26 protein-coding genes are annotated in these 25,368 nt (G+C 57.3%); 9 read left to right on the top strand and 17 right to left on the bottom strand.

Annotated elements, in window-relative coordinates; genetic code table 11:
* Positions 1-43 precede the first annotated feature (43 nt).
* Positions 44-310, top strand: coding sequence for a hypothetical protein (locus RBB47_RS02315; RefSeq protein ID WP_305984108.1), 267 nt, complete (start codon positions 44-46; stop codon positions 308-310).
* A 43-nt stretch (positions 311-353) separates the two neighbouring features.
* Here the strand turns inward: RBB47_RS02315 and RBB47_RS02310 are convergent, their stop codons facing one another.
* From RBB47_RS02310 to RBB47_RS02270, 9 genes are all read right to left on the bottom strand, one after another.
* On the bottom strand, positions 354-995 hold the full coding sequence (locus tag RBB47_RS02310) for a GDSL-type esterase/lipase family protein (RefSeq protein ID WP_305984107.1): 642 nt from the start codon (positions 993-995) through the stop codon (positions 354-356).
* 155 nt (positions 996-1,150) lie between these two features.
* Positions 1,151-1,636: a DUF427 domain-containing protein gene (locus RBB47_RS02305; protein ID WP_305984106.1), complete on the bottom strand. Its 486-nt coding sequence runs from the start codon at positions 1,634-1,636 to the stop codon at positions 1,151-1,153.
* Entirely contained in the window at positions 1,633-2,022 is a 390-nt protein-coding gene (locus RBB47_RS02300; RefSeq protein WP_305984105.1) for a DUF4149 domain-containing protein, read from the bottom strand. The genes RBB47_RS02305 and RBB47_RS02300 overlap by 4 nt, the downstream gene beginning before the upstream one ends.
* Positions 2,022-2,897 (bottom strand): isoprenylcysteine carboxylmethyltransferase family protein, encoded by an 876-nt coding sequence (locus tag RBB47_RS02295; RefSeq protein WP_305984104.1) that lies wholly within the window; start codon positions 2,895-2,897, stop codon positions 2,022-2,024. Before RBB47_RS02295 ends, RBB47_RS02300 begins: the two co-directional genes overlap by 1 nt.
* Positions 2,887-3,834 carry an NAD(P)/FAD-dependent oxidoreductase gene (locus RBB47_RS02290; RefSeq protein ID WP_305984103.1) on the bottom strand — a complete coding sequence of 316 codons (948 nt, stop codon included), beginning with the start codon at positions 3,832-3,834 and terminating at the stop codon, positions 2,887-2,889. Before RBB47_RS02290 ends, RBB47_RS02295 begins: the two co-directional genes overlap by 11 nt.
* Before the next feature lie 204 nt (positions 3,835-4,038).
* Positions 4,039-5,190, bottom strand: coding sequence for a methyl-accepting chemotaxis protein (locus RBB47_RS02285; protein ID WP_305984102.1), 1,152 nt, complete (start codon positions 5,188-5,190; stop codon positions 4,039-4,041).
* Between the two features lie 47 nt (positions 5,191-5,237).
* A complete protein-coding gene (locus tag RBB47_RS02280) occupies positions 5,238-5,762 on the bottom strand; it encodes a PAS domain-containing protein (RefSeq protein WP_305984101.1) in 525 nt (174 codons plus the stop codon).
* A gap of 417 nt (positions 5,763-6,179) precedes the next feature.
* A complete protein-coding gene (locus RBB47_RS02275; protein WP_305984100.1) occupies positions 6,180-7,604 on the bottom strand; it encodes an aldehyde dehydrogenase family protein in 1,425 nt (474 codons plus the stop codon).
* Positions 7,604-8,596 carry an NAD(P)-dependent oxidoreductase gene (locus tag RBB47_RS02270; RefSeq protein ID WP_305984099.1) on the bottom strand — a complete coding sequence of 331 codons (993 nt, stop codon included), beginning with the start codon at positions 8,594-8,596 and terminating at the stop codon, positions 7,604-7,606. Before RBB47_RS02270 ends, RBB47_RS02275 begins: the two co-directional genes overlap by 1 nt.
* A gap of 115 nt (positions 8,597-8,711) precedes the next feature.
* Between RBB47_RS02270 and RBB47_RS02265 the strand changes: the two genes are divergently transcribed.
* Positions 8,712-9,590 (top strand): LysR substrate-binding domain-containing protein, encoded by an 879-nt coding sequence (locus RBB47_RS02265; RefSeq protein WP_305984098.1) that lies wholly within the window; start codon positions 8,712-8,714, stop codon positions 9,588-9,590.
* Positions 9,591-10,063: 473 nt separating this feature from the next.
* On the opposite strand, the gene ttcA is transcribed toward RBB47_RS02265, so the two are convergent.
* From ttcA to RBB47_RS02250, 3 genes are all read right to left on the bottom strand, one after another.
* The gene (gene ttcA / locus RBB47_RS02260; protein WP_305984097.1) at positions 10,064-11,005 is read right to left on the bottom strand and encodes a tRNA 2-thiocytidine(32) synthetase TtcA; all 942 of its coding nucleotides are present in this window, start codon (positions 11,003-11,005) and stop codon (positions 10,064-10,066) included.
* A gap of 223 nt (positions 11,006-11,228) precedes the next feature.
* Complete coding sequence (locus tag RBB47_RS02255; protein ID WP_305984096.1) at positions 11,229-13,127, bottom strand: S8 family peptidase; 1,899 nt, start codon at positions 13,125-13,127, stop codon at positions 11,229-11,231.
* 40 nt (positions 13,128-13,167) lie between these two features.
* A complete protein-coding gene (locus tag RBB47_RS02250; RefSeq protein WP_305984095.1) occupies positions 13,168-13,545 on the bottom strand; it encodes a hypothetical protein in 378 nt (125 codons plus the stop codon).
* 263 nt (positions 13,546-13,808) lie between these two features.
* Here RBB47_RS02250 and RBB47_RS02245 point away from each other — a divergent pair, with 263 nt between their 5' ends.
* The 4 genes from RBB47_RS02245 to RBB47_RS02230 all read left to right on the top strand — a co-directional run bounded on the left by RBB47_RS02245 (position 13,809) and on the right by RBB47_RS02230 (position 16,411).
* Positions 13,809-14,297 (top strand): LysM peptidoglycan-binding domain-containing protein, encoded by a 489-nt coding sequence (locus tag RBB47_RS02245; RefSeq protein WP_305984094.1) that lies wholly within the window; start codon positions 13,809-13,811, stop codon positions 14,295-14,297.
* 351 nt (positions 14,298-14,648) lie between these two features.
* Positions 14,649-15,176, top strand: coding sequence for an aggregation factor core (locus RBB47_RS02240; protein WP_305984093.1), 528 nt, complete (start codon positions 14,649-14,651; stop codon positions 15,174-15,176).
* 152 nt (positions 15,177-15,328) lie between these two features.
* Complete coding sequence (locus RBB47_RS02235) at positions 15,329-16,078, top strand: VOC family protein (RefSeq protein WP_305984092.1); 750 nt, start codon at positions 15,329-15,331, stop codon at positions 16,076-16,078.
* Between the two features lie 144 nt (positions 16,079-16,222).
* Entirely contained in the window at positions 16,223-16,411 is a 189-nt protein-coding gene (locus RBB47_RS02230) for a hypothetical protein (protein WP_305984090.1), read from the top strand.
* An 86-nt stretch (positions 16,412-16,497) separates the two neighbouring features.
* Here the strand turns inward: RBB47_RS02230 and RBB47_RS02225 are convergent, their stop codons facing one another.
* Complete coding sequence (locus RBB47_RS02225; RefSeq protein ID WP_305984089.1) at positions 16,498-16,944, bottom strand: Rrf2 family transcriptional regulator; 447 nt, start codon at positions 16,942-16,944, stop codon at positions 16,498-16,500.
* A 131-nt stretch (positions 16,945-17,075) separates the two neighbouring features.
* Between RBB47_RS02225 and RBB47_RS02220 the strand changes: the two genes are divergently transcribed.
* A complete protein-coding gene (locus tag RBB47_RS02220; protein ID WP_305984088.1) occupies positions 17,076-18,500 on the top strand; it encodes an MFS transporter in 1,425 nt (474 codons plus the stop codon).
* 76 nt (positions 18,501-18,576) lie between these two features.
* Here RBB47_RS02220 and rpsD read toward each other — a convergent pair whose 3' ends face one another.
* Complete coding sequence (rpsD, locus tag RBB47_RS02215; protein WP_305984087.1) at positions 18,577-19,194, bottom strand: 30S ribosomal protein S4; 618 nt, start codon at positions 19,192-19,194, stop codon at positions 18,577-18,579.
* A gap of 695 nt (positions 19,195-19,889) precedes the next feature.
* Between rpsD and RBB47_RS02210 the strand changes: the two genes are divergently transcribed.
* Positions 19,890-21,602, top strand: a complete 1,713-nt coding sequence (locus RBB47_RS02210; RefSeq protein ID WP_305984086.1) for an EAL domain-containing protein — start codon at positions 19,890-19,892, stop codon at positions 21,600-21,602.
* Here RBB47_RS02210 and murI read toward each other — a convergent pair whose 3' ends face one another.
* The 3 genes from murI to RBB47_RS02195 are packed head-to-tail and all read right to left on the bottom strand — an operon-like array spanning position 21,603 to position 24,159.
* Positions 21,603-22,400 carry a glutamate racemase gene (murI, locus tag RBB47_RS02205; protein WP_371932729.1) on the bottom strand — a complete coding sequence of 266 codons (798 nt, stop codon included), beginning with the start codon at positions 22,398-22,400 and terminating at the stop codon, positions 21,603-21,605.
* A gap of 16 nt (positions 22,401-22,416) precedes the next feature.
* The gene (locus RBB47_RS02200; RefSeq protein ID WP_305984084.1) at positions 22,417-23,226 is read right to left on the bottom strand and encodes an RNA methyltransferase; all 810 of its coding nucleotides are present in this window, start codon (positions 23,224-23,226) and stop codon (positions 22,417-22,419) included.
* 51 nt (positions 23,227-23,277) lie between these two features.
* A complete protein-coding gene (locus RBB47_RS02195) occupies positions 23,278-24,159 on the bottom strand; it encodes a LysR family transcriptional regulator (protein WP_305984083.1) in 882 nt (293 codons plus the stop codon).
* A gap of 92 nt (positions 24,160-24,251) precedes the next feature.
* On the opposite strand from RBB47_RS02195, the gene RBB47_RS02190 reads away from it, so the two are divergent.
* Entirely contained in the window at positions 24,252-25,331 is a 1,080-nt protein-coding gene (locus RBB47_RS02190; protein ID WP_305984082.1) for an L-dopachrome tautomerase-related protein, read from the top strand.
* The last annotated feature ends 37 nt before the right edge of the window (positions 25,332-25,368 follow it).

Below are 25,368 nucleotides of genomic sequence, written 5' to 3'. Positions count from 1 at the left end.
CTGAGCGCCGGAGGCGGCGAAACAAGCGTTCACGGAGGTCCTGATGCGAAGAATGCACAGCCTTGCTCTCATTACAGCGCTTGGCGCATCGCCTGCCTTCGCCGATAGAGCGCCAACGCCTGCAGAAACGGAGGAAATCGTGAAAGCGCTTGAGATCGAAGGCTGCAGCGGAGGAGACTACGAAGTTGAAGAAGAAAACGGCGCAATTGAAAAGTACAAGGTCACCGATGCCAGATGCCCCCACGGCGTCATCATGAACTTCGATCTTGATTCTGCCTTCTCCGTGATTTCGAGAAGCATTGAAGACTGACGTGTCGGGCACGGCGTAAGGCGACCAGCGGTCCCGCCAAGCCTTACTCCTGGAACCAGCTGTCCCATGCATCCCAGTTGTTGACCAGGCTGGCGATCATTGCGTAGCCGGTACCGTCACAGTGCATCTTGTCGCCACGGGTCAGGCTGTTCATGTAATCGCGATTGGCGAGCAATGGTGTCTGCAAATCGAAGTAAGGCACGTTGAGCTTTTGTGCCGAGGCCACGAAGCGCCGATTGAGCGCAATCGCATCGGTCTGCTTGAAAGAAAGCTCAACTCCCGTGCTTGGAAACATTGGTGAGCAAGCCTCGTTGGCAGGCGGCAATCCGATCCACAATGTCGGGTAGAGGTTGGAGACTTCGGTGACCAGCGCTTCCGCCGCCTCAACCGAGGCATCTTCTTCCACATGACGGCCGGAGCCTGCGACTTCCGCGATATCATTGATCCCGAACTGAAGCACCACACGGTTGTCTGCGCCCCCCGGCAAGCGGGTCTTGCACTCGCCTTGCCAGCGGTCCGCAATTTCAGGCGTGGTCTCGCCGCGTATGCCAAGATTGTAAAATGACAAACGGATATCGCGCGTAAATCGACGCTCGCACAAACGCCCGATCCAGCCGAGGCAACGCTCATCCCCGGTTCCGCTGATGTAACTGTCACCGACGAAGCAGATACGCAGGTCCCGCATGAAGTCCTCCCAAAAGCTAGCCCGTCTAACCTCGCCTGATCAGCACGGGAGGTCCAGTCCGATAATCGCTGAACGCACCTACGGGAACTCAAAAAAGGAAGCTGTGTCTGAAACTTGCCTTGAAAGTTTGCCGGAAGCCAACAGCTTTAATCACGTCACCAATGTTCCGTTCCCGGCGCGCCTTTTGGAAAACCACTCAGGTTTGCAGTGATCCAGCCGCCGTAGAAATCACCGGCCTGCGCATCGACGCGCATATCACCGACATGGCAGCTGTCCATCTTTGTCGCGTAAAACGCAAGGTGATGCCTGATACTCGAAAAGGCAGAAGTTGGATCGTCATAACACCAGGCTGCATGGCGGCGCGTGATGCGACCGGCGCTCACGTCGAAATAGCGCGCAACACCCTTCCATTCGCAAAAACTTCCGCCCTGTACCGGTCGCAAGTCGCACTCAAGCTCTTCGCGTGGAATATAATAGGTTGGCGGATGATGCGTCTCCAGGACCCTCAGCGCGTTGTTCGTATCGACGATCAACACACCACCCAATCTGATGCGGATCCTTTGCGGCACTGCTTCGACCGCCGGTGGGCGCGGATAGGACTGCACGTTTTCTACGGGAAGATCGGGGGACTTTTCCATCATATGAAACGCACCAGAACATAAGCTGCGGCAGCAATGTGAGCGAGTGTAATCGTCACGGACAAAGCATGAAGCAACTGGAACCGCCGTTTTTTGCCCTCGTCAGTTGCCGTGTTGATCGCCGGCATGAGGACTTGCCGGGTCGGGATCGTGGAGAGCGCAATCCCGGCCATGATGACAGCAGAAACGGTGTCGCCGGATATCAGCAGCAACGCGGCGAGTGCCGAAACCCCGAGAACAAACAGATAGAAATACGGAAATGCACGCCGTATCGTCGGGCTCGCCACATCCGGAGGCAGGGCTGAAAATACGAATGCGGCAAATCCGAAAGCATAAAGCACCATGCCGCCAAAAAGTGTTGCTGTGACCAGCAGTGCGACCGTCTCCATCAATCCGCCTCCACTCCATTCAAACGCCGTGAGCGCATCCGGCCTTCACCCGTCCCGGGACCCGGCATCGTGTGTCTTGGTCTGCTTCCTCGCGGGATCATGTAAGGCACCTGCTGGCAATAGGCTTTGAACCGGGCGCCGTAGATCGCCCTGAAGCGCTTTTCCTTGAGCAGCGGCGCGAGGAGGCAGTAGCTCGTCAAACTGACGGCAAGCATCAGTTGATCCGGCGTCCAGACCGGAACGGTCCAGAGCGTCAGGGCAAAGGCAACGTAAATGGGTTGGCGAATGAAACGGAAAAGCCCGAGGGTCGGCATGTCGGGAAAGATCGGTTTCACATTCGCCAGAAGCGACATCCAGCCAAGTGCACCGGACTGCACTTCCGCCCCTGCATCAAAACTTGCCTTGAGCAACAAGAGCCAGGCAAATCCATAACTCGCACAAAGCAGCCAGAACGCGACCCCTTCCGCCTGCCACCAGATGACGCCAGACGGCGTCCACAAGGCAAACAACGCAAGCAATTGCATGGAAGCGATCGTGGCATAGGTCGTCGTCGACAAGGTCTCGCCGTGGGCTCCGGGCACCACTCGTGCAAGCACCCGCCGGCCAGCCGGTGTCAACAGGGCTGAATGCGCGAGCGGAAACTGCAGCACCAGAAACGCGTTGACGAGAATAGCCCAGGGCCAGGGGATCTCCCCGAGGCTCTTCTCCATGCCGAAAAACATGGCGACCATCATCGCGGCGACGGCCAGTGCAAACACCGCGTGGCAAATCATTCCGAAAAGGAGCGCCAACAGAATGCGCCCGGAGCCTGGGTCGGGCCTGAGTGCTGCCCGAAAGAGCCTGAGAAGCCCTGCGAGGCGCGGATCACTTGGCATCAAGGTGCTCCAGCAAATCTTCTGCGATTGCGACGCCGCTTGTCCAGGCCGCCTCGGCCCGGGCGTCCAGACACCAGTCGCCGCCAAGATAAAGAGTGCCTGACGCGCTCCGGCAAAAGGGTTTGCCGTATGGTGTTTCGACCTTGGCGTATCGCCAACGATGCGCCGCCACGTGCAGCGCGCTGGTTGGTTCAAACCGCAGATCGCCGCAAAGGCGCAAGAGCAACTCACGTGCGACATCGTCCGGATCGCGGTCCAGGTTTCTAGCGCTCCAATCCGCGCTGGCCTGCACGACCCAGGAATTTTTATCCGGTCTTTCCGGTTTGGAACTGTTGAGCGCAACCCAGGCAAGGCAGCTGTCTGGTGCACGCCGGCTCGAAAAGGGCGCACGCAAGTGTTCGGGAAAGGCGGCCATGAGCGTCCAGCAAGGCGACATCGTTACATGCGCGATTTCTGCAGCAAGCGGGTGGTCCTTGCCGATGAGGTCAACCGCTTGCGGCTGAGGGACCGCGATCACAAGGCGATCAAACGGGGTTTCAGTTTCACTGTCTGCGATCTGCCAGCCATTGGCGGTTTCCCAGATCTTTGTGACGCGCGTGTTGAGCCGAATGTCCAGCCCGGCTGCAAGGCTTTTGGCAATCGCATTCATCGAAGGGACGCCAACCGTCACGTTGCGGTCGGCCGTAGACCAGTTGCCGGCAACGCCCGCTTCACGCGCTTGCGACAACACCTCACCGAAGCCTGCCGTTTTTGCCGTTACGAACTGCGCGCCATGGTCGAATTGAAAACCTGCCGCCGTTCGGCGCGTTGCAAGGCGGCCGCCGATGCCCCTTCCTTTGTCGAAAACGACCGGATGAAAGCCCCGTTTCGCCAACAGATCCGCGCACGCCAGTCCCGCAAGACCGGCGCCGATTATGCCAATGGATCTGCCGCTCATCAAAAGCTTGCCGGTGCTGTCATCGGATCAAACACAGAACCACAACCGCGCGGCAGCACGATCAGAGGAAAATATCGTTGTGAAGGGATCATTCGCATACCGGTCATATTTGATATGCCGGTTTACGTTTACCCGACGCGTTTGGATGGCGGCAACACGCCGCATCCAAACATGGGTCATTTCAACGTGGAGAAAACTAGTCGATCAAACCACCTGACGAACCTGCTCCAGAAAGCCCGTCACTTCGTTGCGCAGCATCTGGCCTTTTTCGGTGAGATCTTCTGCTGCGCGCATGACCTCCGTGGTGCCGTCCAGGGTCTCGCCCGCCATTGTGCTGATCGAACCGATATTGGAGCTGACCTCCATGGCGCCGCTGGAGGCCTGGTTGATGTTTCGCGAGATCTCCGAGGTTGCTGCTCCCTGTTCTTCCACGGCAGCGGAAATGGCCGACGCAATTTCGCTCACCTTCGAAATCGTCACGCCTATGGAGCGAATGAAGTCGACGGCCTGACCACTCGAGGTCTGAATTTCCTTGATCTGCAAGCCGATTTCTTCGGTTGCCTTTGCGGTCTGGCTGGCAAGTTCCTTGACCTCGGCCGCGACGACCGCGAAACCCTTGCCCATCTCGCCTGCGCGCGCCGCTTCGATGGTCGCGTTGAGCGCCAGCAAATTGGTCTGGTTGGCAATGTCGGTAATGAGCGAGACAACTTCGCCGATCTTTTCCGAGGCGTCCGACAATCCGGTGATACCCCGGTTGGCCTGCTCGACTTCGTTGACGGCTTCTCCGGCGATTTGCGCGGAATGAGTGACCTGTTGATTGATCTCGTTGACCGACTGGGTCATTTCCTCTGTCGCCGCTGCAACAGAGCTCACATTTGAAGAGGCTTCTTCGGCAGCGCCGGCAACAACGGAGGCCTGGTCGCTCATCGATGTCGACGTGCTGTTCATCGATCTCGCGGTTGCTTCCATCTGCGTGGCAGCTGCATCCACGGATTCGACAACATTCTCCATCTGGGTTTCAAATTCGCCGACAACCTCGCGGAAGGAGGTAACGCGTCCCTCCATGGCACCCATGGCGCCGTTGATCGACTCTGCGGCCTCCCCAAAGGAACCCGTCATGCCGCGAACCGAGATACGGCGGAAGTATTTGTTTTGCGATACATAGTCGAGCGACGCCTTGGATTCGCGCACGTAAGCGTCGGTCCGATCGATCAACCGGTTGATCGCATGAAGAAGATGGCCCGCTTCCCCACCTTCTGTAATGTTCAAAACGCGTGCTTCAAAATCGCCCTGAGCAACCCTTTCAACGGTCTCAAGCGCTTTTCTGACGGCCGATTTGTTGTCTCCACCCAGCATGTGTTTCCTCACGAATAAAATATATAGATTGGCAGAATGCCGGCGGATCAAAGGCGTGCTATGAACTCGTCATAGGGCATGTTTCTTTCAGCCAGAAAGTCGTCGATCAGCTGTTTTGAAGCCTGCAGACCGCTCTTTCGGTCTCCGTGCCGGCGCTCTTCCTGGAGAAGTTCGTCATAAAGCGGGAAAATCGCGTTCTCCAAAACGTCCCTGTCGGGTACGCGGCGGTTGGAATGGTATCCCAATATTGTGCCTGAGCGGTCCTTGCTGGGCGTCACATGGGCTTGAACCCAATAGTGATCGCCGTTTTTGCAGCGGTTTTTGACATACGCGAAAATCTCACGACCGCTCTGGATGAATTCCCACAGCAAATCGAAGACACACCGAGGCATTTCAGGGTGACGAATGATGCTGTGTGGATGCCCGATGCATTCCTTTTCCGTATATCCGGCGATCTGAAGGAATACATCGTTACAGTAAGTAATACGCCCCTTCAGATCGGTTTTACTGACGATCAGCTCGTCGTCACCGAAAAACCGTTCCACGCCTGTAACAACTACATCTTTGGGCATAATCTAACTCCATTCCAATCAATTCCTCAGTTTTCCTCAAAGAGACTCGAAAAGAGGTAAGGACATTCTTTCCGAAAATGAAACAGTGCTTCAAAATTGTATTCTCGAGAGATAAAATCAGCTATCAGCGGAGATATTCTTCAGCAATATTTCAGATGCCCCTAGGAAAACTTGAGTTCATCGTTACAGGAGATTGTCTTGCCGAGTTATTAACCAACGGCGCCAATTTGGCGTGACATGCAAAGATTTGCGTATCATGCCAAGAAAAACCACTTAGGGTACTAATCCAAGAAAATACAACAAAATGCACATGCGCAGTTTTGCTGATGCAAATTAGACAAAAGTAGAAATCAGCCAGGAATCAGAAAGACGTTACAGTATTACGTCTTTGTTTATCTTTGCCGGAAACCGAGGCGGCTATTGCGTAATGGCCTTGAGTTCCAGGAAATCCTCAAGACCGAATTCCCCGTATTCCCGGCCGTTCCCGGACTGTTTGTAACCACCGAACGGCACGTCCCAGTCCGGACTTGCACCGTTGATGTAAACACTGCCTGCGCGCAGCTTTCTGGAAACGCGACTTGCCCGCTCCGGATCTCCGGTCTGGACGTAAGCGGCCAGTCCGTAAGGCGTATCGTTGGCCATCGCAACAGCTTCTTCTTCCGTATCGAACGGGATCATGACCAGTACCGGGCCGAAAATCTCGTTGCGGGCAATCGACATCTGGTTGGTCACGTCGGCAAAGACGGTTGGCTTGACGAAAAACCCAAGCTCGAAACCTTCAGGCTTGCCAGGCCCGCCGGCGACAAGCCGGGCACCGTCCGCGATACCGCGCTCGATATGGCCCTGTATGCGCTCATACTGCAATTCGCTGATGACCGGGCCAATATGATCACCATGCTGTTCGGGATCTCCAACCCTTATGCCGGCAGCGACGGTTTCCGCCACTTTCACGGCATCCTCATAAACGGGTCTTTGGACAAACAGTCTTGTCGGTGCATCGCAGGACTGGCCGGAATTGGAAAAGCAGCTTTCCAGCGAAAAGCGGACCGCTGTTTCAAGGTCTGCGTCGGCAAACAAAAGGTTCGCCGACTTGCCGCCAAGTTCCAGGGCAACTCTCTTGATGGTTGGCGCCGCATTCTGCGTTACCGACACTCCCGCCCGGGTCGAACCGGTAAAGGACATCATATCGATGCCCTGATGAGCCGACATGGCCGCTCCCACGCCGGGACCATCGCCATTGACCAGGTTGAAAACGCCTGCCGGGCACCCGGCTTCATCCAGGATTTCGGCAAAAAGCAGTCCGGAAAGCGGCGCGATTTCACTCGGTTTCAAGATCATGGTGCATCCGGCAGCCAAGGCAGGTGCAACCTTGGCGGCAATCTGGTTGATCGGCCAGTTCCAGGGTGTGATCAGGCCGCACACGCCGACCGGTTCATGGCGCAGCAGGCTGCCGCCACGTGGGCTTGGGCGCTCGAATGCGTGGTTTCTGAGAGCTTCGAGCGTCGCCTCAAGATGTCCGGTTCCGGACGGCGTCTGCTGCTCCCGTGTGAAATCGACCGGCGCTCCCATTTCCAGGCGGATCGCTTCGTCCATATCGCCGGATCGGCGCTCATAGATCCGGATTATGCGCTCCAGGAGCGCTGCACGTTCGTCGACGGATGTTTGTGACCAGGCGTCAAAGGCATCCTGCGCAGCGACGACTGCCCGGTCGACATCGGCCCCGCCGCCAAGAGAAATGACCGCCACAGGCTGTTCCGTCGCCGGGTTGATAACCTCCAGATCGTTCGCCCCCAGCGGATCGACCCAGTTTCCACCGATGTAGAACTGCCGCTTTTCAATCATCAGCCCGTCACTTCCTCAATGTCCCGGTCAGCGTGACCAGTGCGCTTCGGTATCACTTCATATCCGGGTTCTTCGGGCTCATCGTCAAGCATTTCCGGCGGGAAACCCGGTGCCCGGATATCCAGTCCGGTCGCCTCTTCCAGTCTTCGGATAATGTTCGGGGAAAGCTCCCTTGGTCCATATCTCCCGATCGCGTCGTCAAACAGCCGGTTGAGCAACGGTGACAGCTCCAAGGGAACGTCGTGCGCGTCCGCAATGGACTGGAACAGGCCGATGTCCTTGGCGACAAGGTCCATCGTGAAGGAAATGTCGCGCGATCCGTTCAATATCACCTGGCTCTCCGTCTCGTGGACGAAGGAATTGCCCGAAGAAATCCGGATCGCTTCATAGGAGGTGTTGAGATCCATGCCGGCGGCCTTGCAAGTGACCAGGGCTTCTGCAAGCGACACCAGATTGGCGGTCGCCAGATAATTGGTCACCACTTTCAGGATCGAGGCAGACCCTATATCGCCCGTGCGCAAGACCCGCCGCCCCAAAACGGTCAGGAACGGCAATGCCTTTTCGAACGTCTCGCGCGTGCAGCCGGCGAAAATGGAAATGTTCCCGGTCGCGGCTCGGTGGCACCCGCCCGAGACCGGGCACTCGATCGCTTCGCCGCCCTTTGCGATGACAAGCTCGGCCATCCGGCACGTCTCGTTGGCATCGGTCGTCGACATTTCCGCCCAGATCTTGCCGGGGCCAATCCCCTCCAGAACGCCGTCAGGCCCTTCCACCACGGCAGAACAGGCTGCCGGGCTTGGCAGGCATGTGATGACAACATCGCAGCTCTCCGTCAGCCGTCTCGGGCTGTGTCCACGATAAGCCCCGGCGGAAACAAATTTGTCCATAAGATCCGGATCGAGATCCAGAACTGTCAACTCGTATCCATTGCGCTGGATGCTGCCGGCGAGTTTCCCGCCGACATTGCCAAGCCCGATGAAGCCGATATGCATTGAGTGCTCCTCCCCAGAAGTCGCAAAATTTCCGATTCACTTTGAACACCCACAACGCAGAAGAGAAACGATATAATCATTGGACATTTACTGAATTTTTTTATCAATTAGCAAAATGAAGTCGCTCCCAAATCTCCTTTGGCTCCGAAGTTTCGAGTCAACCAGCCGGCTCGGCAGTTTTACCGCTGCCGGACATGAGCTCGGGCTGACGCAAGCTGCTGTCAGCACGCATATCAGCGCGCTGGAAAGCCAGCTCGGCCACCAACTCTTCAAGCGAACGACGCGCAAGGTCGATCTGACCGCGAGCGGCCGGGCCTATCTGCCCTCCGTGCGAAAGGCATTGCAGGATCTCGCGATTTCGACCGAAGGCCTCTTCGGCGGACGGCCATCGGGATCGGTTACCGTCCGCGCGCCGATCTCAGAAGGTGTTCTGATCGTCGCGCCCGCGCTTGCGGGCTTCAGGAAAGAACACCCTGACATCGACATCCGGCTGCTTTCCGCCATCTGGGCGGATACGGTTCTGGAGACCGGGATCGACATTGAGATCCGTCTTGGAACGGGAAACTGGCCCGACGTTCAAGCAGAAGGACTTGGAGCTGAATTCGTCGTGCCGGTCTGTCACCCCGACCTGGCAAAAGACTTGAAGAAACCAGACGATCTGATTGACAGGACTCGCATACACACGCTCGGTTTTGACGATCACTGGACCCGCTACTTCGACGCACTCGGGATCACGTCATCGCCGGAACCGGCAAGTGTCACTGTTGATACGTCCCTGGCGGCGGTCGAGTGGGCAGCAGCACAAGGCGGGATTGCACTGGTGCTGGAGCGAATTGCGCACAGGCTCACCTCAACAGGACGTCTGGCAGTGCCCTTCAAAACCAGAATTCCCTCGGTTCAGTCGCATTTCCTGCTGCATCGGGACAACGGCACGGCTCAAAAACCGGCAGCCCGGACGGTCGAGGCATGGTTGCGGGCGCTGTTTACACGATGAAGCGGTGCTGCATGTCAGATCGCTGATTTGCTGACGCCTGCATCCAGCGAAATCGCGTCCCTTGTCAAAAAACTCCTATCCGGTCATGCCATGGCTCGACCTGCCGTCGTTCAGAAGAGATAGGGCTAGTAAAAACAAGTCATTAAAGTGCGGGGTGGTATTCGCCAGACCAGAATCTGGATACGGATTTGTCATCCCGGTTTACCGCACAAGCGGTAAGACCGGGATCCAGTATTCCGCTTGGCCAGTGATCAAAAAAATATTGTGGAACAGGTGGTTACTGGATTCCGGCCTTCCGCTGCGCTCCAGCCGGAATGACAAGTCTTTTTCAGGAGTTCACTTCATTGCTTCAGTTGCGCTATGCCTTGTGATGACAAGGCTTAGCCAAATTCAAAATCTCTTTGCAAACGAGCGGGCCCCGGGTCTTCGTTTCGATGTCTCCGGAGCGACCAATTGGTGAGCACTAAACCCGTTCACTCCGCTGCAAACAGCTTCGCGGTCATGGCAAGGCTGGCGCCGCAGGGTTCTTCCGCTTCGCCGCCGTCAACGTCTGTCGCGCCTTCTGCCGGGCGCAAATTGGCAAAATCATAGAGTGAGCGGTCCAGCAGATGCGAAGGCCGCGTGTGGCCAAGCGCGCGCGCCATGACGCCAAGGCGGCCAGGCGATTGCTTTTCCCAACCCTGTAGCATGCGCTTGACTTCTTCGCGCTGCAATCCGTCCTGCGAGCCGCACAGGTTGCAGGGAATGATCGGAAACTGCATGCCGTTCGAGAAGCGCGCAATGTCGCTTTCCGCGGCGTAGGCCAGAGGACGCAAGACCAGAAGGTCACCCTCGTCATTGATCAGTTTCGGCGGCATCGACGCAAGACGTCCACCATGAAAGAGGTTCATGAAGAACGTCTCCAGAATGTCCTCCCGGTGATGACCGAGAACAATCGCTTCACAGCCCTGTTCGCGCGCGATCCGGTAAAGAATGCCCCGGCGCAATCGTGAACACAGTGAGCAATAGGTACGATGCTCGGGGATCTTGTCGGTCACGATGGAGTATGTGTTTTCACGCACGATGATGTGCTCGACAGCATTTTCCTCAAAAAACTTCGGCAGGACGTCCGTCGGAAAGCCCGGCTGCGCCTGATCCAGATTACAGGCGATCAGATCGACCGGCAAAAGCCCGCGCCATTTCAGCTCGATCAGGACAGCCAGCAGCGTGTAGCTGTCCTTGCCGCCCGACAGGCACACCAGCCATTTCGGCTTCTTTTCGCCTGAGACGCCCTCTGGCAGCATGCCGAAATCGCTGATCGCCTCACGCGCCTGCCGCAAGAGCCGCTTGCGCAACTTCTTGAACTCGACGCTGGAAGGCGCATTGCGCAGGAGCGCCGGGACGTCCGTATCCGTGCTGGCAGCAATATCGTTCATTCAGAATGCCCGAAGGTTCTAGGATTTTCTGATGAAGCGTGTACCGGAATGCGGGTAAATTGAAAAGACCTGCCGGTTGGCGGGACGGGTTTACCCAATGAGCAATTCATAGGAGGAAAACGGTCGGGCGAGCCGCAAAGGCGACACCCGGCCCGCCGAAACGGTGGTTGAGGATCAGCGTGGCCCCGATCTCATTGATCCGAACCACGCCGAAAGGCCATTGCTAAACCGGCCGATACTGCTGTGCAGTCTGGTCGAATGCAAAACGGGTATCGACACCCCTGATTTCGGCAATCAGGTCGTACTTGTCGCTGCCCGTCGAGGAATAGCCTTCGTCGACGAAAAGCCTGCCAAGTCCGTCCGCGGCAATGCTGCCCCACCAGCGATAGCGCGCGCCGCCGACAGGGCCGGCGATTTCAATTGCCTGTCCCGCAAGGGAGGAAACGCGGAACATGATCGCCATTTTCGACAAGATCCCGTCCGCATTGGCAGTGACCGGCTGGGCGGAGACAAGCGCCTGTTGCAGAACGAAGGTTGAGTGCGAGGCGACCAGTTCAGGACTGATATCGATAAAGGCCCGCATTTCAAGCGGCCGCCATCTTTCCACCTCGCGCCGGAACGCGGCGGAGCGCCGATTGCCGCCAACGCCGAACAGGGAGCCTGCCAGCGCCGGAATGTCCGGGCGGTTGCCGATGCGCTGCGTCGCCGGGCGACCTGGCGCATCCTGTTGCGGCGAGCCGGTGGTTCTGAGCGCGTTGCGCAATTCGTCTGGTGTGAAGACGGGTCGGTTGCGGGCTCTCGCCATGCCTTGCACGCACGCCAGCGCCCCTGTGACGATGGGCGAGGCACTGGACGTTCCGGAAAACTGATCCGTGTACCAGAGGTCCTCGTCACCCCCTCCCTGCAGATCGCCATAGCCGCAGGTCGTGACTTCCCGTCCCCAGCCCTGCGCATCAACAAGGGCACCGTAGTTGGAAAAGCCGAGCCGAGACCTGTCCGGACCGTGATTGCGCCCATGTGTTCCCGGAGGCGGTGCGCCCGCGCCCACGACGATCGCGCCGGAATCGCGATTGCTGCGCTGGAATGGGTTGGTCCAACCGGCTGGAAAACCAAGTCCGGGCGTGTCGTAAAGGGCATCATCAAGATCTTCCGCACCGTTGCCGGCAGCTTCCACCACGATGATCCCCCGCCTTGAGGCGTTCAAAATGGCGGCAAAATCATCCGGCCACCATTCAACCGCTATGTAACCGCGCTGATCGCCTCTCAGTTGAAAATTATGCCGCGGTCCGGGCCGGTGCATTTCAAGAAGCAGGATATCACCGGCGTTCAAACGTGCAGCGGCATGATTGATGGCGCCGGCCGACCCGAGGGTTCGATGCGATACCGCCGTGCAGATCGCTTCGGGTGAAATTCCGGTCACGCCGAACGGGTTCTCGTCGCCGCCATATTCGCCCAGAACTGCGGTTCCATGGTTCCGCCAGCCAACATCGTTGAATTCAACACCGCCAACGACGCCGCCCTGACGCTCGATGAGGTCTTCATGGCTGAACCGCCAGGCACCCTCGATATCGGTGATATGCACACCGGTTCCCCTGCCCCCGGACTGGTTCCACGCCCAACGTGCATCAACGCCGGCAGGCGCCGGATCGAGGTAGATCTGCCGGGCAATAAAATCCGGTGTCGCCGGCGGCGGAACGTCCGGTGCGGCCACCATTTCGTTGACCTTGTCGGAGACATCCACGGCCTCTTCGGGAAGTTCGACAGGAGGTTTTACATAAACCGCCTCGAACAGATCGTTGTCGAGAAGCTCCTTTTGCAAATCCTCAACATCGCCATCGGGGGCCGACAATTTGTAGAAGCCTGACAGGTTCTCAAGGGGCGCCATCGCAAACGGAGCCTGAGCGGCAACCGCGGCTTCAACACGTTCCTCGGAAGGACCGAACAGCGGTGCAAGCACGCAATTGTGCTTCTTGAGCGCCTTCTCCGCCTTTGTGGTTTTGGCGCCGGCCAGCGAGCGCAGGGAAGCACCAGCCGCCCTCAGTCCAGCGTCCATCTTGGCCACCGCTATGAGCTCAGGCTGACACGCTTGATGTGCAGTAACTTTCTTTGTCTTCCGGGCCATCGGCTTTCTCCTTATCGGGAGACGAACCGACCGGCAAAACCTATGGAAGCCCCATTTCGGGCTTCACGTAAACGGATAAAACTCCGTCCAGATTTTTTATGCTTTCAACAAATTCACCGGCCCGTTCGTCCAGAAAAAACGTCACGAAATAACTGTCGTCCGCATCGGGGTTCGGCGTTGCCAGATCAAGATTGGAACGCGCGTTAAATTCAGAACTCTGCACTGCCAAATGAGCAGCGCCGCCCGCGGTCGTCTCGCCTTTTTGCAAGTCGGAAAAAAGCGGGGCGGACATGAGAACAACGACTTCCGTCAACAAAACAACTTTCAAAAAAATCGAACGACAAGGTCTGAGTCGGCGCCAGGAGTATGGCGGAAATTCGGCAACTATGACAAGAAATTGCCACAAATCGAAATTCAACCATAATAACAACTAGTAGATGCCGTAGAGGCAATTCCGTTTTTGTAAAACTTGTTTCCCAACAGTCAGTTTTTTCATATTGTAATTCATTCTTCCTACGAAGAAATAGTTTTAACTATATCATTTTATGATGTTTTAAAAAATATTCTATTTGCAATTGCAGTTAAGATTGCATCTATTTTTCTTCGCTCGATGCGTTGTAATCTTTAAAGGCCCGGTTTTTGGAAGAGAGCAAAACCGGTAGGTATTGGGAGGGTTGGAAAATGACGGTTACTCTGGATATTCAGCAACCGCAGCCTTTCGATCTGGTCGGTTCAACGATCATGATCGCGGGAAACGCCACGGCATTCGAAGGCACACTCACCATTCGTGTCTCGGAGGGGCACGACGAATACGCCTCCTTCACAAATGTCGGTTCACTCGGTCTCAGGCAGTTTCAGGCGTCGATCGATATCCCGGACACGAACACTTTTCAGCTGAACCGGCTGTTCGTGACACTCGCTGATGACACTGGCAACGAAAATGGTCCATCGGTCGTCATCCCCGTCCTCTTCGGCCCGAGGATCCTGCCCGGCTATGGCGGCTGGCAACCCTATACCGTTCAACCTGGCGACACGTTGAGCCAGATCGCTCAGCAACAATACGGGAACGCTGATTTTCAGCCGATCTTCGAGGCCAACCGGCATATTCTGAACGACCCGAACCTCATTTTCCCGGGACAGCTCCTGCGGATACCGCGCAACGATATCTAGCGATCTTGTCAGCAATCCTGGGTCAGGACTTATTGGTGCGGCTAGAAATTGTCCTCGTCTGGAGGCTCGCCTCCAGACATTTGAGATGCAGCTCGTGCAGTCATTCGTGCTTCGTCAGTTGTTTGCTTTCTTTAGTGATTGAAAAGCATAGCTTTTTGAATGCGCGCCGCCCCATTTCACGAATTCTCGAACCAGTTGCGCTCCAGCGCCGTATGAAATCCCGAGACACTCGAACGACGTGCCTGTCACGCCGCGCTCAAATGATTCAGAAAGATTTGAGGGCAGCCGGATGCCGGCACAGCATCGCTTCGGGATTTGTGAGGCAAACATACAGGTCGAAGAGGACTGCACATGAAAAAGAGATCCCACCCTAAAGGGCTGACCCCACTCGTTGCGGGTCTCGCCGCATTGGCGGCAATGACCACGGTTGCTCATGCGGATATCGCCGTACGCTTCGACGAGGGGGCACCAAAGGATCGGTTTACGTTCCAAAATGTCGGTAGCTGCCCGATCGGAAACTCAGAACTGACACTCGACATTTCGGGTTCGAAATCCGGCCTCATCTTCGATACGACTGGAAACGGCGCAGGCGTGGAGGTCTTTCAGCCGCTGGAGATCGTCTCGGGATCTGCCTCCCTAAGCTCTTTCACGAGCGCGCGCGACGGCGACAAACAGATCACGTTTTCCATTCTCGAACTCCAGCCAGGCGATAGCATTGCCTTCACCATTGACGTCGACGACACCTCCGGAAATCGCGAAATAACGGTGTCCGGGTCCGAAATCGAAGGAGCCATCGTGCGGCACGATCAGAATGGAAAAACATCCACGGCGATCATTTCCTCCGATGCACGCGCGCTTCTGAAAACAGATACTTGCTGACGGGATCTTGCCCGGCCGGATGAACCGGCCGGGTGGTCTACTCCCAAACCGCAAAACAATGAAAACCTGCTGACTTGTCCAAAGCCGGAGGATTGCGCGTCAGGAAGCATTCGATCAATGTGGCGATTATCAACCTTCAATGACTGACCGCCATGCCCCTTCCCCGCATCACTGCCCTCACCCTCAACGTCACCGATCCTGAAAAGCTGGCGGCCTTTTACTGCGACATCATGGGAATGCGCAGGTCTGACGAAGCCGGAACGGTAACCGTCGGCTATGGCGGGGAAGGCGCGAAGCTGGAACTGGTTGCTTCGCCGGTGGCAACGCCCTATCGGCACGGCCGCAACGACCGTTATTGGAAGATCGCCATAACGGTTCCGGACCTGGACCTGGCTTATGAACAACTCGCAGCGCGCGGGATCAGCGTGACGCCCCCCGGACAGTTTCGGGACATTGCCTATATGAGCCATCTGGCCGATCCGGAAGGCCACATCATCGAGCTGATCCAACATACATTCCAGGGAAAGCCGCTGACGAGGAAAGGCAATGGAACATTGCCGCTCGGCGGCGGTGCCCGGATTGGTCTGATCACGCTCAGGACCGACGACATCGACGCCGAATTGGTGCGGTGCCGGGACGAACTGGGCATGAGCTACCTGTCCAGGCAGGACCTACCCGACCTCGAATTTTACCTCTATTTCCTTGCATTTGCCACTGAAACACCCCCGCAACCCGACCCCAACGCGGTTGAGAACAGGGAATGGCTCTGGCAGCGGCCCTATACGGTTTTGGAGTTCCAGCATCGCCTTCAAGGCAGCATCAACGTGACACATCGAGAGGACAAGGGTGCGGCCGCAGTGAAGATCGATCAACGGGGGTACGTGAAAACCGTGCTTCGATAATCGCTAGAACTTTAGCAATTGAAGTCCTGATTTCTTAAGCGCCCCGGGTCTATACAATCAGGATCGTGTTTTAAATCACATTCTCGGAGCAAGCTCCGTCATATGCTGTGGACCTGGATGGCAAAGTCACTTGGAGAGATCGGTATGAGCAATCTGAATTCCGGCACCAATGCGGCCCTTAACAGCGACGAGATGGCGGCCCTTCGATCGGCTACGCTGACTGTCTGGACGGATTGGTCACGCAACGCGATGGACGGTGGCACACCGGCCAAGGCACGCGAACTTCGCTCCGTTGCCGTCGTCGATACCGCCAACGGCAAAGCCTTTCAGTAATCCCATTCAAATGGGCTGATGAGGTCGCAAACGTGCCTTGCAAACGTGTGGCCTCACCCCATTGCTGACCGCCGCTCGATCCGCCCTCAGCGGTCGCGGTTGCTCTGAAACGCCTTGATCGTTTCGGCATGAGGTTTGACCAGTTCGGCAACCGTCATCCTTGCCAGTTCGCTCTGGAACACATCCCGCGCGGCTTCGAGTGCCTGCAAGGTCGCGGCATTCGCGGCCTGCTCGAGCAGACATGCCGGATTGTCGGACGATTGGCCAACCGCAAAGAGGTGCGGCGAACCGAGCGCGGCATAAACGTCCGCCAGAGTGATCTCCTCGAGCGGCTTGAGCAATTGCCAACCGCCGCCATGTCCTTTGGTTGACGCGACAAACCCCGCTTCCCTCAGGCCCGCCATGGTTCTACGCACCAATGCGGGATTCGTTGCCAGCATCTGCCCGATCTGTTCAGAGGTGACGGGATCACCGATCTGATCCAAATGCAGCAAGACGTGCAGAACGCGTGGAAGTCGGCTGTCTGTGGGCACATTTCACTCCGTTTTCGTCAGCATAGCCGAGGCAAAGTTTCGTGACAATTAAAGTTACAAAAGATTGACACGGCCATTCACGATACTTATTGAGTTACGTGAAGTACCATTTCACGACACTGGGTTCGCTTATGTCACTGGCCGCCGAAAACACCCGATCAAGCATGCAGCACCGAAAGTTTGGCGTTGCCGCGCTGTTTCTGGCCACCTTCATGAATGTTCTGGATGTGACCATCGTCAACCTCGCCCTGCCGGCAATCCAGAGAGAATTGGACGCAACCGCAACCCAGCTTGAATGGATCCTGATCGTTTATGTACTCACCTTCGCTTCCGGCCTGTTGCCCTTCGGCCGGTTTGGAGATGCGTTTGGCCGCAAGAGAATATTCAGCCTTGGTGTAGCGGTTTTTCTGGCAAGTTCGATTGTCTGCGGACTGGCGCCCAACATCGAAACGCTGATTGGAGCAAGAGCCCTTCAAGGCTTGGGCGCGGCAATGATGGTCCCTCAGGTGCTTGCCATCGTTCACGTGATGTTTGCGGGAAACGAAAAGGGAAAGGTCATTGGGCTGTTCGGAACGGTCACAGCTCTCGGCGCGGTTGCCGGCCCGCTGATCGGCGGCCTGCTGGTTTCAGCTGATATCGCCGGGCTGGCGTGGCGACCGATTTTTCTTATGAATTTGCCGCTCGGCCTTTTGTGTCTTGCAGGTGCCTTGCGTTACGTCCCGAGCATTGAAGCATCCGGAAGTATCAAGCCGGACTGGGCAGGCTCCATCCTGTTCGCTGTTGCCATTGCCACAATCACCTATCCCCTAACCGAAGGACGCCATCTGGGATGGCCCTGGTGGTGTTTTGCTCTGCTCGGGTTATCAGCAGGCCTTGCCGCGCTGTTCGTTCGAATGCAACACCGTCGGGCGCGCATCGGACAACCGCAAATCTTGCCCTCAAGTCTCATGATGGACAGGTTCTTTGTGCGCGGCCTTGTAATTGTGACTTCGTTTTTCGCAGGCATAGCTGCCGCTCACTTCATGCTTTCAATCTACTTGCAGTCGGGGATCGGGTTTTCGGCCCTTCAGGCCGGACTTGCCAGCGCACCACATCCTGTTGGCGTCATGATTGCTTCAAGCTTGACCGGCAGGTTCGGCGAGCGCTGGCTCGATGCCCGCATCGCTGTAGGCGCCTTGATGCTGCTTGCCGGCATGATCTGGCTCCGATCGGTTCTGGGAAGCCTGTCAACATCGGTCACGCCGGTAGATCTGCTCTTGCCTATGCTGACGATCGGCTTAGGCATGGGCACGGCCATTGCCGCCATGTTCCAGAGCGTTTTAAGCCGCGTCGCGCCGTCGGATGCAGGCGCCGGGTCCGGGGTCTTGCAAGCCTTTCAGCAAGTCGGGTTTGCGATCGGGATCGGCATTGTCGGGCAGATCTTTTTCAAAGGCCTTGAGCAAAGCCGAAGCCCGATGGACTACGTCCAGTCCGCGCAAACTGCGCTTCTGTTCCCGATCTGTGTTTACCTGTTGCTTGCGGTGGGATGCTTCTGGACGCTGCGCCGCCAAACCTGATCCCGCCGGCCATACTCCGCACAAAAGAAAAGGCCCGCCGGATGGCGGGCCTTTGCAAACCGATATTCGGCGCTGATCAGCGCGAATAGAACTCAACCACCAGGTTCGGTTCCATCTGCACCGGATAAGGTACATCGGCAAAGGTCGGAACGCGGCTGTAGGTCGCCGTCATCTTGCCGTGGTCAGCATCAACGTAATCCGGAACGTCACGCTCAGCGGACTGAACGGCTTCCAGAACGAGTGCAAGCTGCTTGGATCTCTCGCGAACTTCGATGACGTCACCCGGACGGAGCTGGTAGCTCGGGATGTTGACGCGCTTGCCGTTGACCTTGATGTGGCCGTGGTTGATGAATTGGCGGGCTGCGAAAACGGTCGGAACGAACTTCGCGCGGTAGATAACCGCATCGAGGCGGCGCTCCAGCAGGCCGATCAGGTTTTCGGAGGTATCGCCTTTCAGGCGGGACGCTTCGGAGTAAACTTTGCGGAATTGCTTCTCGGAGATGTTTCCGTAGTAGCCTTTCAGCTTCTGCTTGGCGCGGAGCTGAACACCGAAGTCGGACAGCTTGCCCTTGCGGCGCTGGCCGTGCTGACCCGGGCCGTATTCACGCTTGTTGGCCGGGCTCTTCGGACGACCCCAGATGTTTTCGCCCATCCGGCGGTCGATTTTGTACTTAACGCTGTGGCGCTTTGACATCGCGGTTTCCTTTGAATTCGCGTTGTTGTTCTAAAAGGAAACGCGCCCTCCTTTATCTGAAACGAAGTCCTGCGACTTCCCTTCGGATCGACAGGGATCCAGCTAGACGGCGCCGGCTGAATACCCACGGGTGCGTATATCCGGAAGGCTTGTACCTGCCGGACCGCGCGGACATACAGCGGGTGCCACCAAATGTCAACGCCAGGGGCCCTGTCCCGTCTGATACGGCGTTTCGAAGGCACGGTATTTTACAACCGCCCGGCACAACCTGTCTTTATCGATTTTTCACACCTTGCCGGCTCCCGGAGCAAGCAGCGCGGCACGAATCAGCAACCGGAAAGCCTCCCTTTGCCGGTGTGCGGCGAGAGTGGCTAGGGGATACTACGTAAAATTTTGGCAGAATTCCGCCATTTGACTTCAGAATCAATCACTTCGTGTCGCATTTGATATCAGCGGTTCACAATCGTCGAAAAACAATGCATACATTTAGGGAATGTTAATTGCAGTTTTTCACTATGCAATTGAAGCCACAACCATGGATAAATATATCAGTGGTTTTGAGCGTATCACTTCCTTCAAATGCCAAAGCCCGAAAGCCGGACCTGGACTTAGAAACAAGCATGTCAACGGAGCGAAACTCAGATCAGGAAATCGAATCCGGACCGTGCCAGCGGTCTGTGGACGCGATTTTTGACATGCTCGATTTCGCTCTCGAACCGATCGTCGATATCGGCACCGGTGTTGTCTATGGGTATGAAGCCCGGCCGAACAGCATGAGCCTTGAGGCTGCAAGCTCACGCGAAGCTCTGCTTGACCGCGCGCATTCTCAGGGCAATTTGGCGGATCTTGAAGCAAGTTTGTTTCAAAAGGCCCTCGACCGCTTCACCAAACTCAAGATCGCTCAAGGGACCAAACTGTTCTTCAAGCTCGATGGCCGCGATCTGGGCCAGGAAGGCGACCCGCGCATGAACCTTGCGGTGGCTGTTGCGGAGGCTGGTTTGCAGAACAACCAGATCTGCATCGAGTTTTCAGAGCGCCATCAGCACGCGGTCACGGACGTCACCCAGCACGCGATCAACGACCTGCGCCAACTCGGTTTTCTTGTTGCACTGGACGACTTCGGGCGCGGCTCTTCAGAATTACGCCTGCTTCACGACATGTCTCCCGACTATGTGAAGATCGACCGTTTCTTCCTGAACGATATCGACAGCGATCCGCGCCGGAAACTGTTCGTCACCACCGTTGCCAATCTCGCACATGTCCTGGGGGCCCGCGTGATTGCTGAAGGGGTGGAGACGGAACGGGAGTTCAAGGCCTGTCGGGACGTCGGTTGCGATCTCACACAGGGCCACTTCATTGCCAAGCCGATCCAGAAACCCGCTTTGGCAAAGCTTTTCTACGACCATATTCGCGGAGCGAACGGCGGTCCAAAGCGCCGCGAGGAACAGGACCGGATCCGCAACGAACTCCTTCAACTGCCGACGATCCATTTCGGCGCATCGATGAACGAACTTCTGGACATGGTCGTTCACAATCAGGAAGGACATGTCATCCCGGTCCTCGATGCCAATCAGGAACCGCGCGGTCTTATCCACGAGCGCGATCTGAAGGCATACCTTTATTCCGGCGGCCCGGACGACGACGACACACGGGCCGCGCTGGACATTCCGTTGCGCTCCTTTGTCCGCGCGTGCCCGATTGCCGATATTGATTCCAACGCCGACATGCTGCTTGTGACGTTTGCGTCGTCGATCAATTCGGATGGCATCATCATCACGGAAAACTTCCGCTATGCCGGCTTCCTCTCGGCCACCTCGCTGCTGAAGATCATTCACGAAAAACGATTGCAGGAAGCGCAGGACCAGAACCCGCTCAGCCGCCTGCCCGGCAACAGCGCGATCGGGCGCTACATTTCCGATGTTGCCAACAAAGGTGCGCAAGACCGGCATCTTTGTTATCTCGACTTCGACAACTTCAAGCCGTTCAACGATACCTATGGCTACCGCCAGGGGGACCGGGCGATCATTTTGTTCAGCGAGTTGCTGCAGCGGCACGTTTCAGGATCCGGAACCTTTCAGGGCCATATCGGCGGTGACGATTTTTTCGCCGGTTTCCTGAACACCGACCAGACCGACGTGGCCGCCCGCATGCTGGCCCTGAAGCGCGCGTTCCGGGTCGACGTCGAGAGCTTTTACGATCCGGAACATCGCGAACTGGGCTATATCGAGGCCCAGGACCGGTTCGGCACGACGCGGCAATTTCCGCTGCTTCAATGCTCGATTTCCATTTTGAGCCTGCCCAAAGGCATTACTGTTCATCCGGACACGCTGAACGATGAAATCAGCGAGCTGAAATTCGCGGCGAAACGCTCCGATGACGGCCTTGTGGTGAAAAACCTGGCGGCCTGATCAGGTACGCTCCTTCACGAGACTGAGCCCAAACCCGGCAAGCAGACGTTCCAGTCCGGGATCTACCGGATTTGACGTGAACAAGGCGCGGTCCTGAAGACTTGAGGGCCCATTTGCGGCCTGATCGCCAAGCACGCGCACCAATTGACGGGCAATCGCCTCGGCCGGATCCAGCCAGTCGACCGGCCACGGAGCAATCTTGCGGAAGCGATTGGCCAGGAACGGGTAATGGGTGCAAGCGAGCACAACGATGTCGGTTCTGCGCCCGTCCTGATCGAGAAAACAGTCGGAAATTTCAGGCAGCAGTTCAGCGTCTGAAACCGTGTGACCGCGAAGGTGCTTTTCGGAGAGCTCCGCGAGGTTGTCGGACCCGACGAGACGAACGTGGCACTGGCTGGCAAAACTGTCGATCAGGCTCCTGGTGTAGGTCCTGCGAACGGTTCCGGGCGTTGCGAGAACGGAAATCAGGCCGGAGGACGTCTGTTCGGCCGCGGGCTTGATGGCCGGAACCGTCCCGACAAAAGGAACGTTGGGGTGTGCCTTGCGCAGAGCCTCGCCTGCGAGCGTGAAGGCCGTGTTGCAGGCAATCACGACTGCCTTGGGCTGGTGCGCTTCAATAAGCTCTGCGAACAGCGACAGGATGCGCGCCTTTAGATCAGCTTCCGGCCAGCGTCCGATGGGAAACGCAGCGTCATCGGCAACATAATGCAGCGTTTCATAAGGTAGGAGATACCGCGCCTCGCGCAGCACGGTCAGCCCGCCAAGACCTGAATCGTAGATCAAAACCGGTCCGCTCAGACTCACTTAGGCTCTCCTAGCTGTCATTGCCGTCGCCTCGGTCTTTCCGCGGCCGGGTTTTGCGCTTTTCAAGGGAAGCGATAACGCCGCGCAGCGCACGCACTTCCTGTTCTGTCAGTTCCGCCTTTTGGAAGATGTTGCGAAGCGTACGCACCATATGTGGACGCCGTTCCGGCGGCCTGAAGAAGGTTGCTTCGTCCAGAGCCCCTTCCAGATGTTCGAAAAAACGCAGCACGTCGTCTTTCTTCGCCGGCGGGTGTTCTTCTTCCGACAGTATGAACGGCAAGGCACCGGACGTTGCGGTCTTGCGCCATTCATAGGCACAGACAAGAACGGCCTGGGCAATGTTCAGCGAGGCGAAATCAGGATCGACAGGCAAGGTCACGATCTCGTCGGCAAGCGCCACCTCTTCGTTGTTGAGCCCCCAGCGCTCCCGGCCGAACAGGTATCCGGTCGCATGTCCCTTCTCGCCCAGTTCCACCGACTTGATGGCAGCCTCATCCGGTCCGCGCACGGGTTTCGGCACCTCGCGCGAACGGGCCGTCGTGGCATAGACGAATTGCAGGTCCGCGATTGCCGCCTCGACGCTGTCGAACACCTGCACCTTGTCGATCACATGGTCGGCCCGGCTGGCGGCGGCGCGCGCTTTCTCGCTCGGCCAGCCGTCCCGCGGGTTGACGATCCGAAGATCAACAAGGCCGAAATTCGCCATGGCACGTGCCGCCGTGCCGATGTTTTCCCCCAGCTGCGGCTCGCACAGGATCACCGCCGGCGGCTTGACTGTCACCGCGCGCGCTTCATCTCTGATTTTCGCATTCTTGCTCATGAGCGGGGTTTAGCCGCTCTTTGGAAAAATGGGAAGCACGAGAGGTGCGTGTCATGGGCGAAAGGCGCGTTTGGCCAAATCCCGGAAAGCACTCGTTTTCCGCCCTGCCCGGCTTTCGGGTGCGAACACGAACCAGATTGGTGCTTCCGGCGCGTGAAGGCAGCCCGGCAGAACCTCCACGAGGGTTCCTGCATTGAGTTCGTCCTTCACCGCCATACGGGATTTGATGACCAATCCCAGCCCCTCCACCGCACCGGTTGTCAGCATGTCGGAATTCGAAACCGCCAGGCTTCGGCTGACCGAAAACTGGCGCTTGCGGCCCTTCGCGTCATTGACGTCGAAACGCGTCTGCCAGGGCAGGCAGACCCAGGGACAATCGCGCAGATCCTCGACCGATGTCGGCGAACCTACGGAAGCAAGCAACGCCGGTGCAGCGCAAATGATCCGCTCGTTGTCGCACAGCTTCTGGGCGACAAGCGAACTGTCTGCCAGGCGTCCGACCCGGATTGCACAATCCTGAGCCTCTTCCACCAACGGCACAAACCGGTCGACGGTAAGAAACTCGATGGTCAAGTCGGGATTGGCCTGCCGGAAGTCGCTCAAAACCGGCATGATGAACCGCGACAGGATCCAGGGAGACATGGTTGCGCGCAGGTGCCCGCGCAGGCTGGCCGTGCCGCTGCCGACCTCAAGCTCGGCCTGCTGCAAATCGTCCAGTATGACATCCACCCGCTCCAGAAAAAGCTGCCCCTCGTCTGTCAGGCGGAACGTTCGGCTGTTGCGGTGAAACAGCGTCACGTTCAACGCCTGCTCGAGCTTGGCAATGCGGTGGCTTGTCGTGGCTGTCGAAATGCCGAGCTGACTGGCGGCCGACGTAATGCCCGCGGTTTTGGCGACAGTTACAAAGGTTTGCAGGTCCGGGATGCTGTACATTCGAAATTTTCTAACGCTGCTTTCGAAATTGAGACGGTTCTGTTCGAAATCTAAAACAATTACACCCTCCGCATCAATATCAGGAGGAGCTCATGAAACGCTTTTTGGCCGCACTCGGCATCAGTACCGCCCTTGCTTTACCCGCGCTTGCCGGTAGCCCCGAAACCTATCTCAGCTTCGACAAGTCGATGCCTCCGGGCAACCTGGCGATTGGGCCGGACGGGCGCATGTTCATGTCCGTGCACGAGTTCTACGGCCCGGAGCTCAGGGTCGTTGAAGTGATGAAGGACGGATCGACCAAACCCTATCCGAGCGAAAGCTGGGCGCGCGCGCCACAGGAAGACGGCAATGGTCTAAACGGCGTCCTCGGACTAAGAGCGGACCGTGACGGCATCTTGTGGATGCTGGACGGCCAGGGCGAGAACCAGACCGGCCGCATTGTCGGCTGGAACACCAAGACCGAGCAGCTGCATGCAATTCACTATATCGGCGCTCCGGTCTCCCGGCCGACATCGTTCCTCAACGATCTTGCCGTCGACCGCGACCATGAGGCGATCTACATCTCCGACACGGGTGATGGTACCAATTCCGCGTTGATTGTCGTCGATCTTGAAACCGGCCGGGCGCGCCGGGTTCTGGAAGGATCGGAGTTCACCACACCGGAAGACACGCCGATGGTCATCGACGGCCGCGAAATTCTGCTCGGCGGAAATCCCGCAAAAATCGGCGTGAATCCGATCACCGTCGACCCGACCAACACCTGGGTTTATTTCGCACCGATGACAGCAAGTGCGATGTACCGGGTGCGGACGGTCGATCTTCTCAACGAAGATCTGAGCGAAGAAGATCTTCGTGCGCGGGTCGAGCGTTACGGTGACAAGCCCATTTCGGACGGTTCCACGGTCGATACCGGCGGCAACGTCTATATCACCGCGATGACCGACAACGCCATCGGTGTCACCAAGCCGGACGGAAGCTACGAAGTGCTCTTCCAGTCTGATGAAGATCTGCCCTGGCCGGACGGCTTCTCGATTGGTGCAGATGGCTACGTCTACGCGACCATCAACGAACTGCACCGCTCCCCGGTCCTCAACGGCGGCGAGGATGCGTCGCTCGGGACCTACCGGATCGTGCGCTTCCCGGCGCTGAGCGACGCCGTCAGCGGCCGCTGACCTCCATCAACGCAAACCGATCATTCGGCCCGGCAAG

Source organism: Roseibium sp. MMSF_3544, assembly GCF_030732845.1.
Lineage (GTDB): Bacteria > Pseudomonadota > Alphaproteobacteria > Rhizobiales > Stappiaceae > Roseibium.
This window is presented reverse-complemented; position numbering and strand designations above follow the sequence as displayed.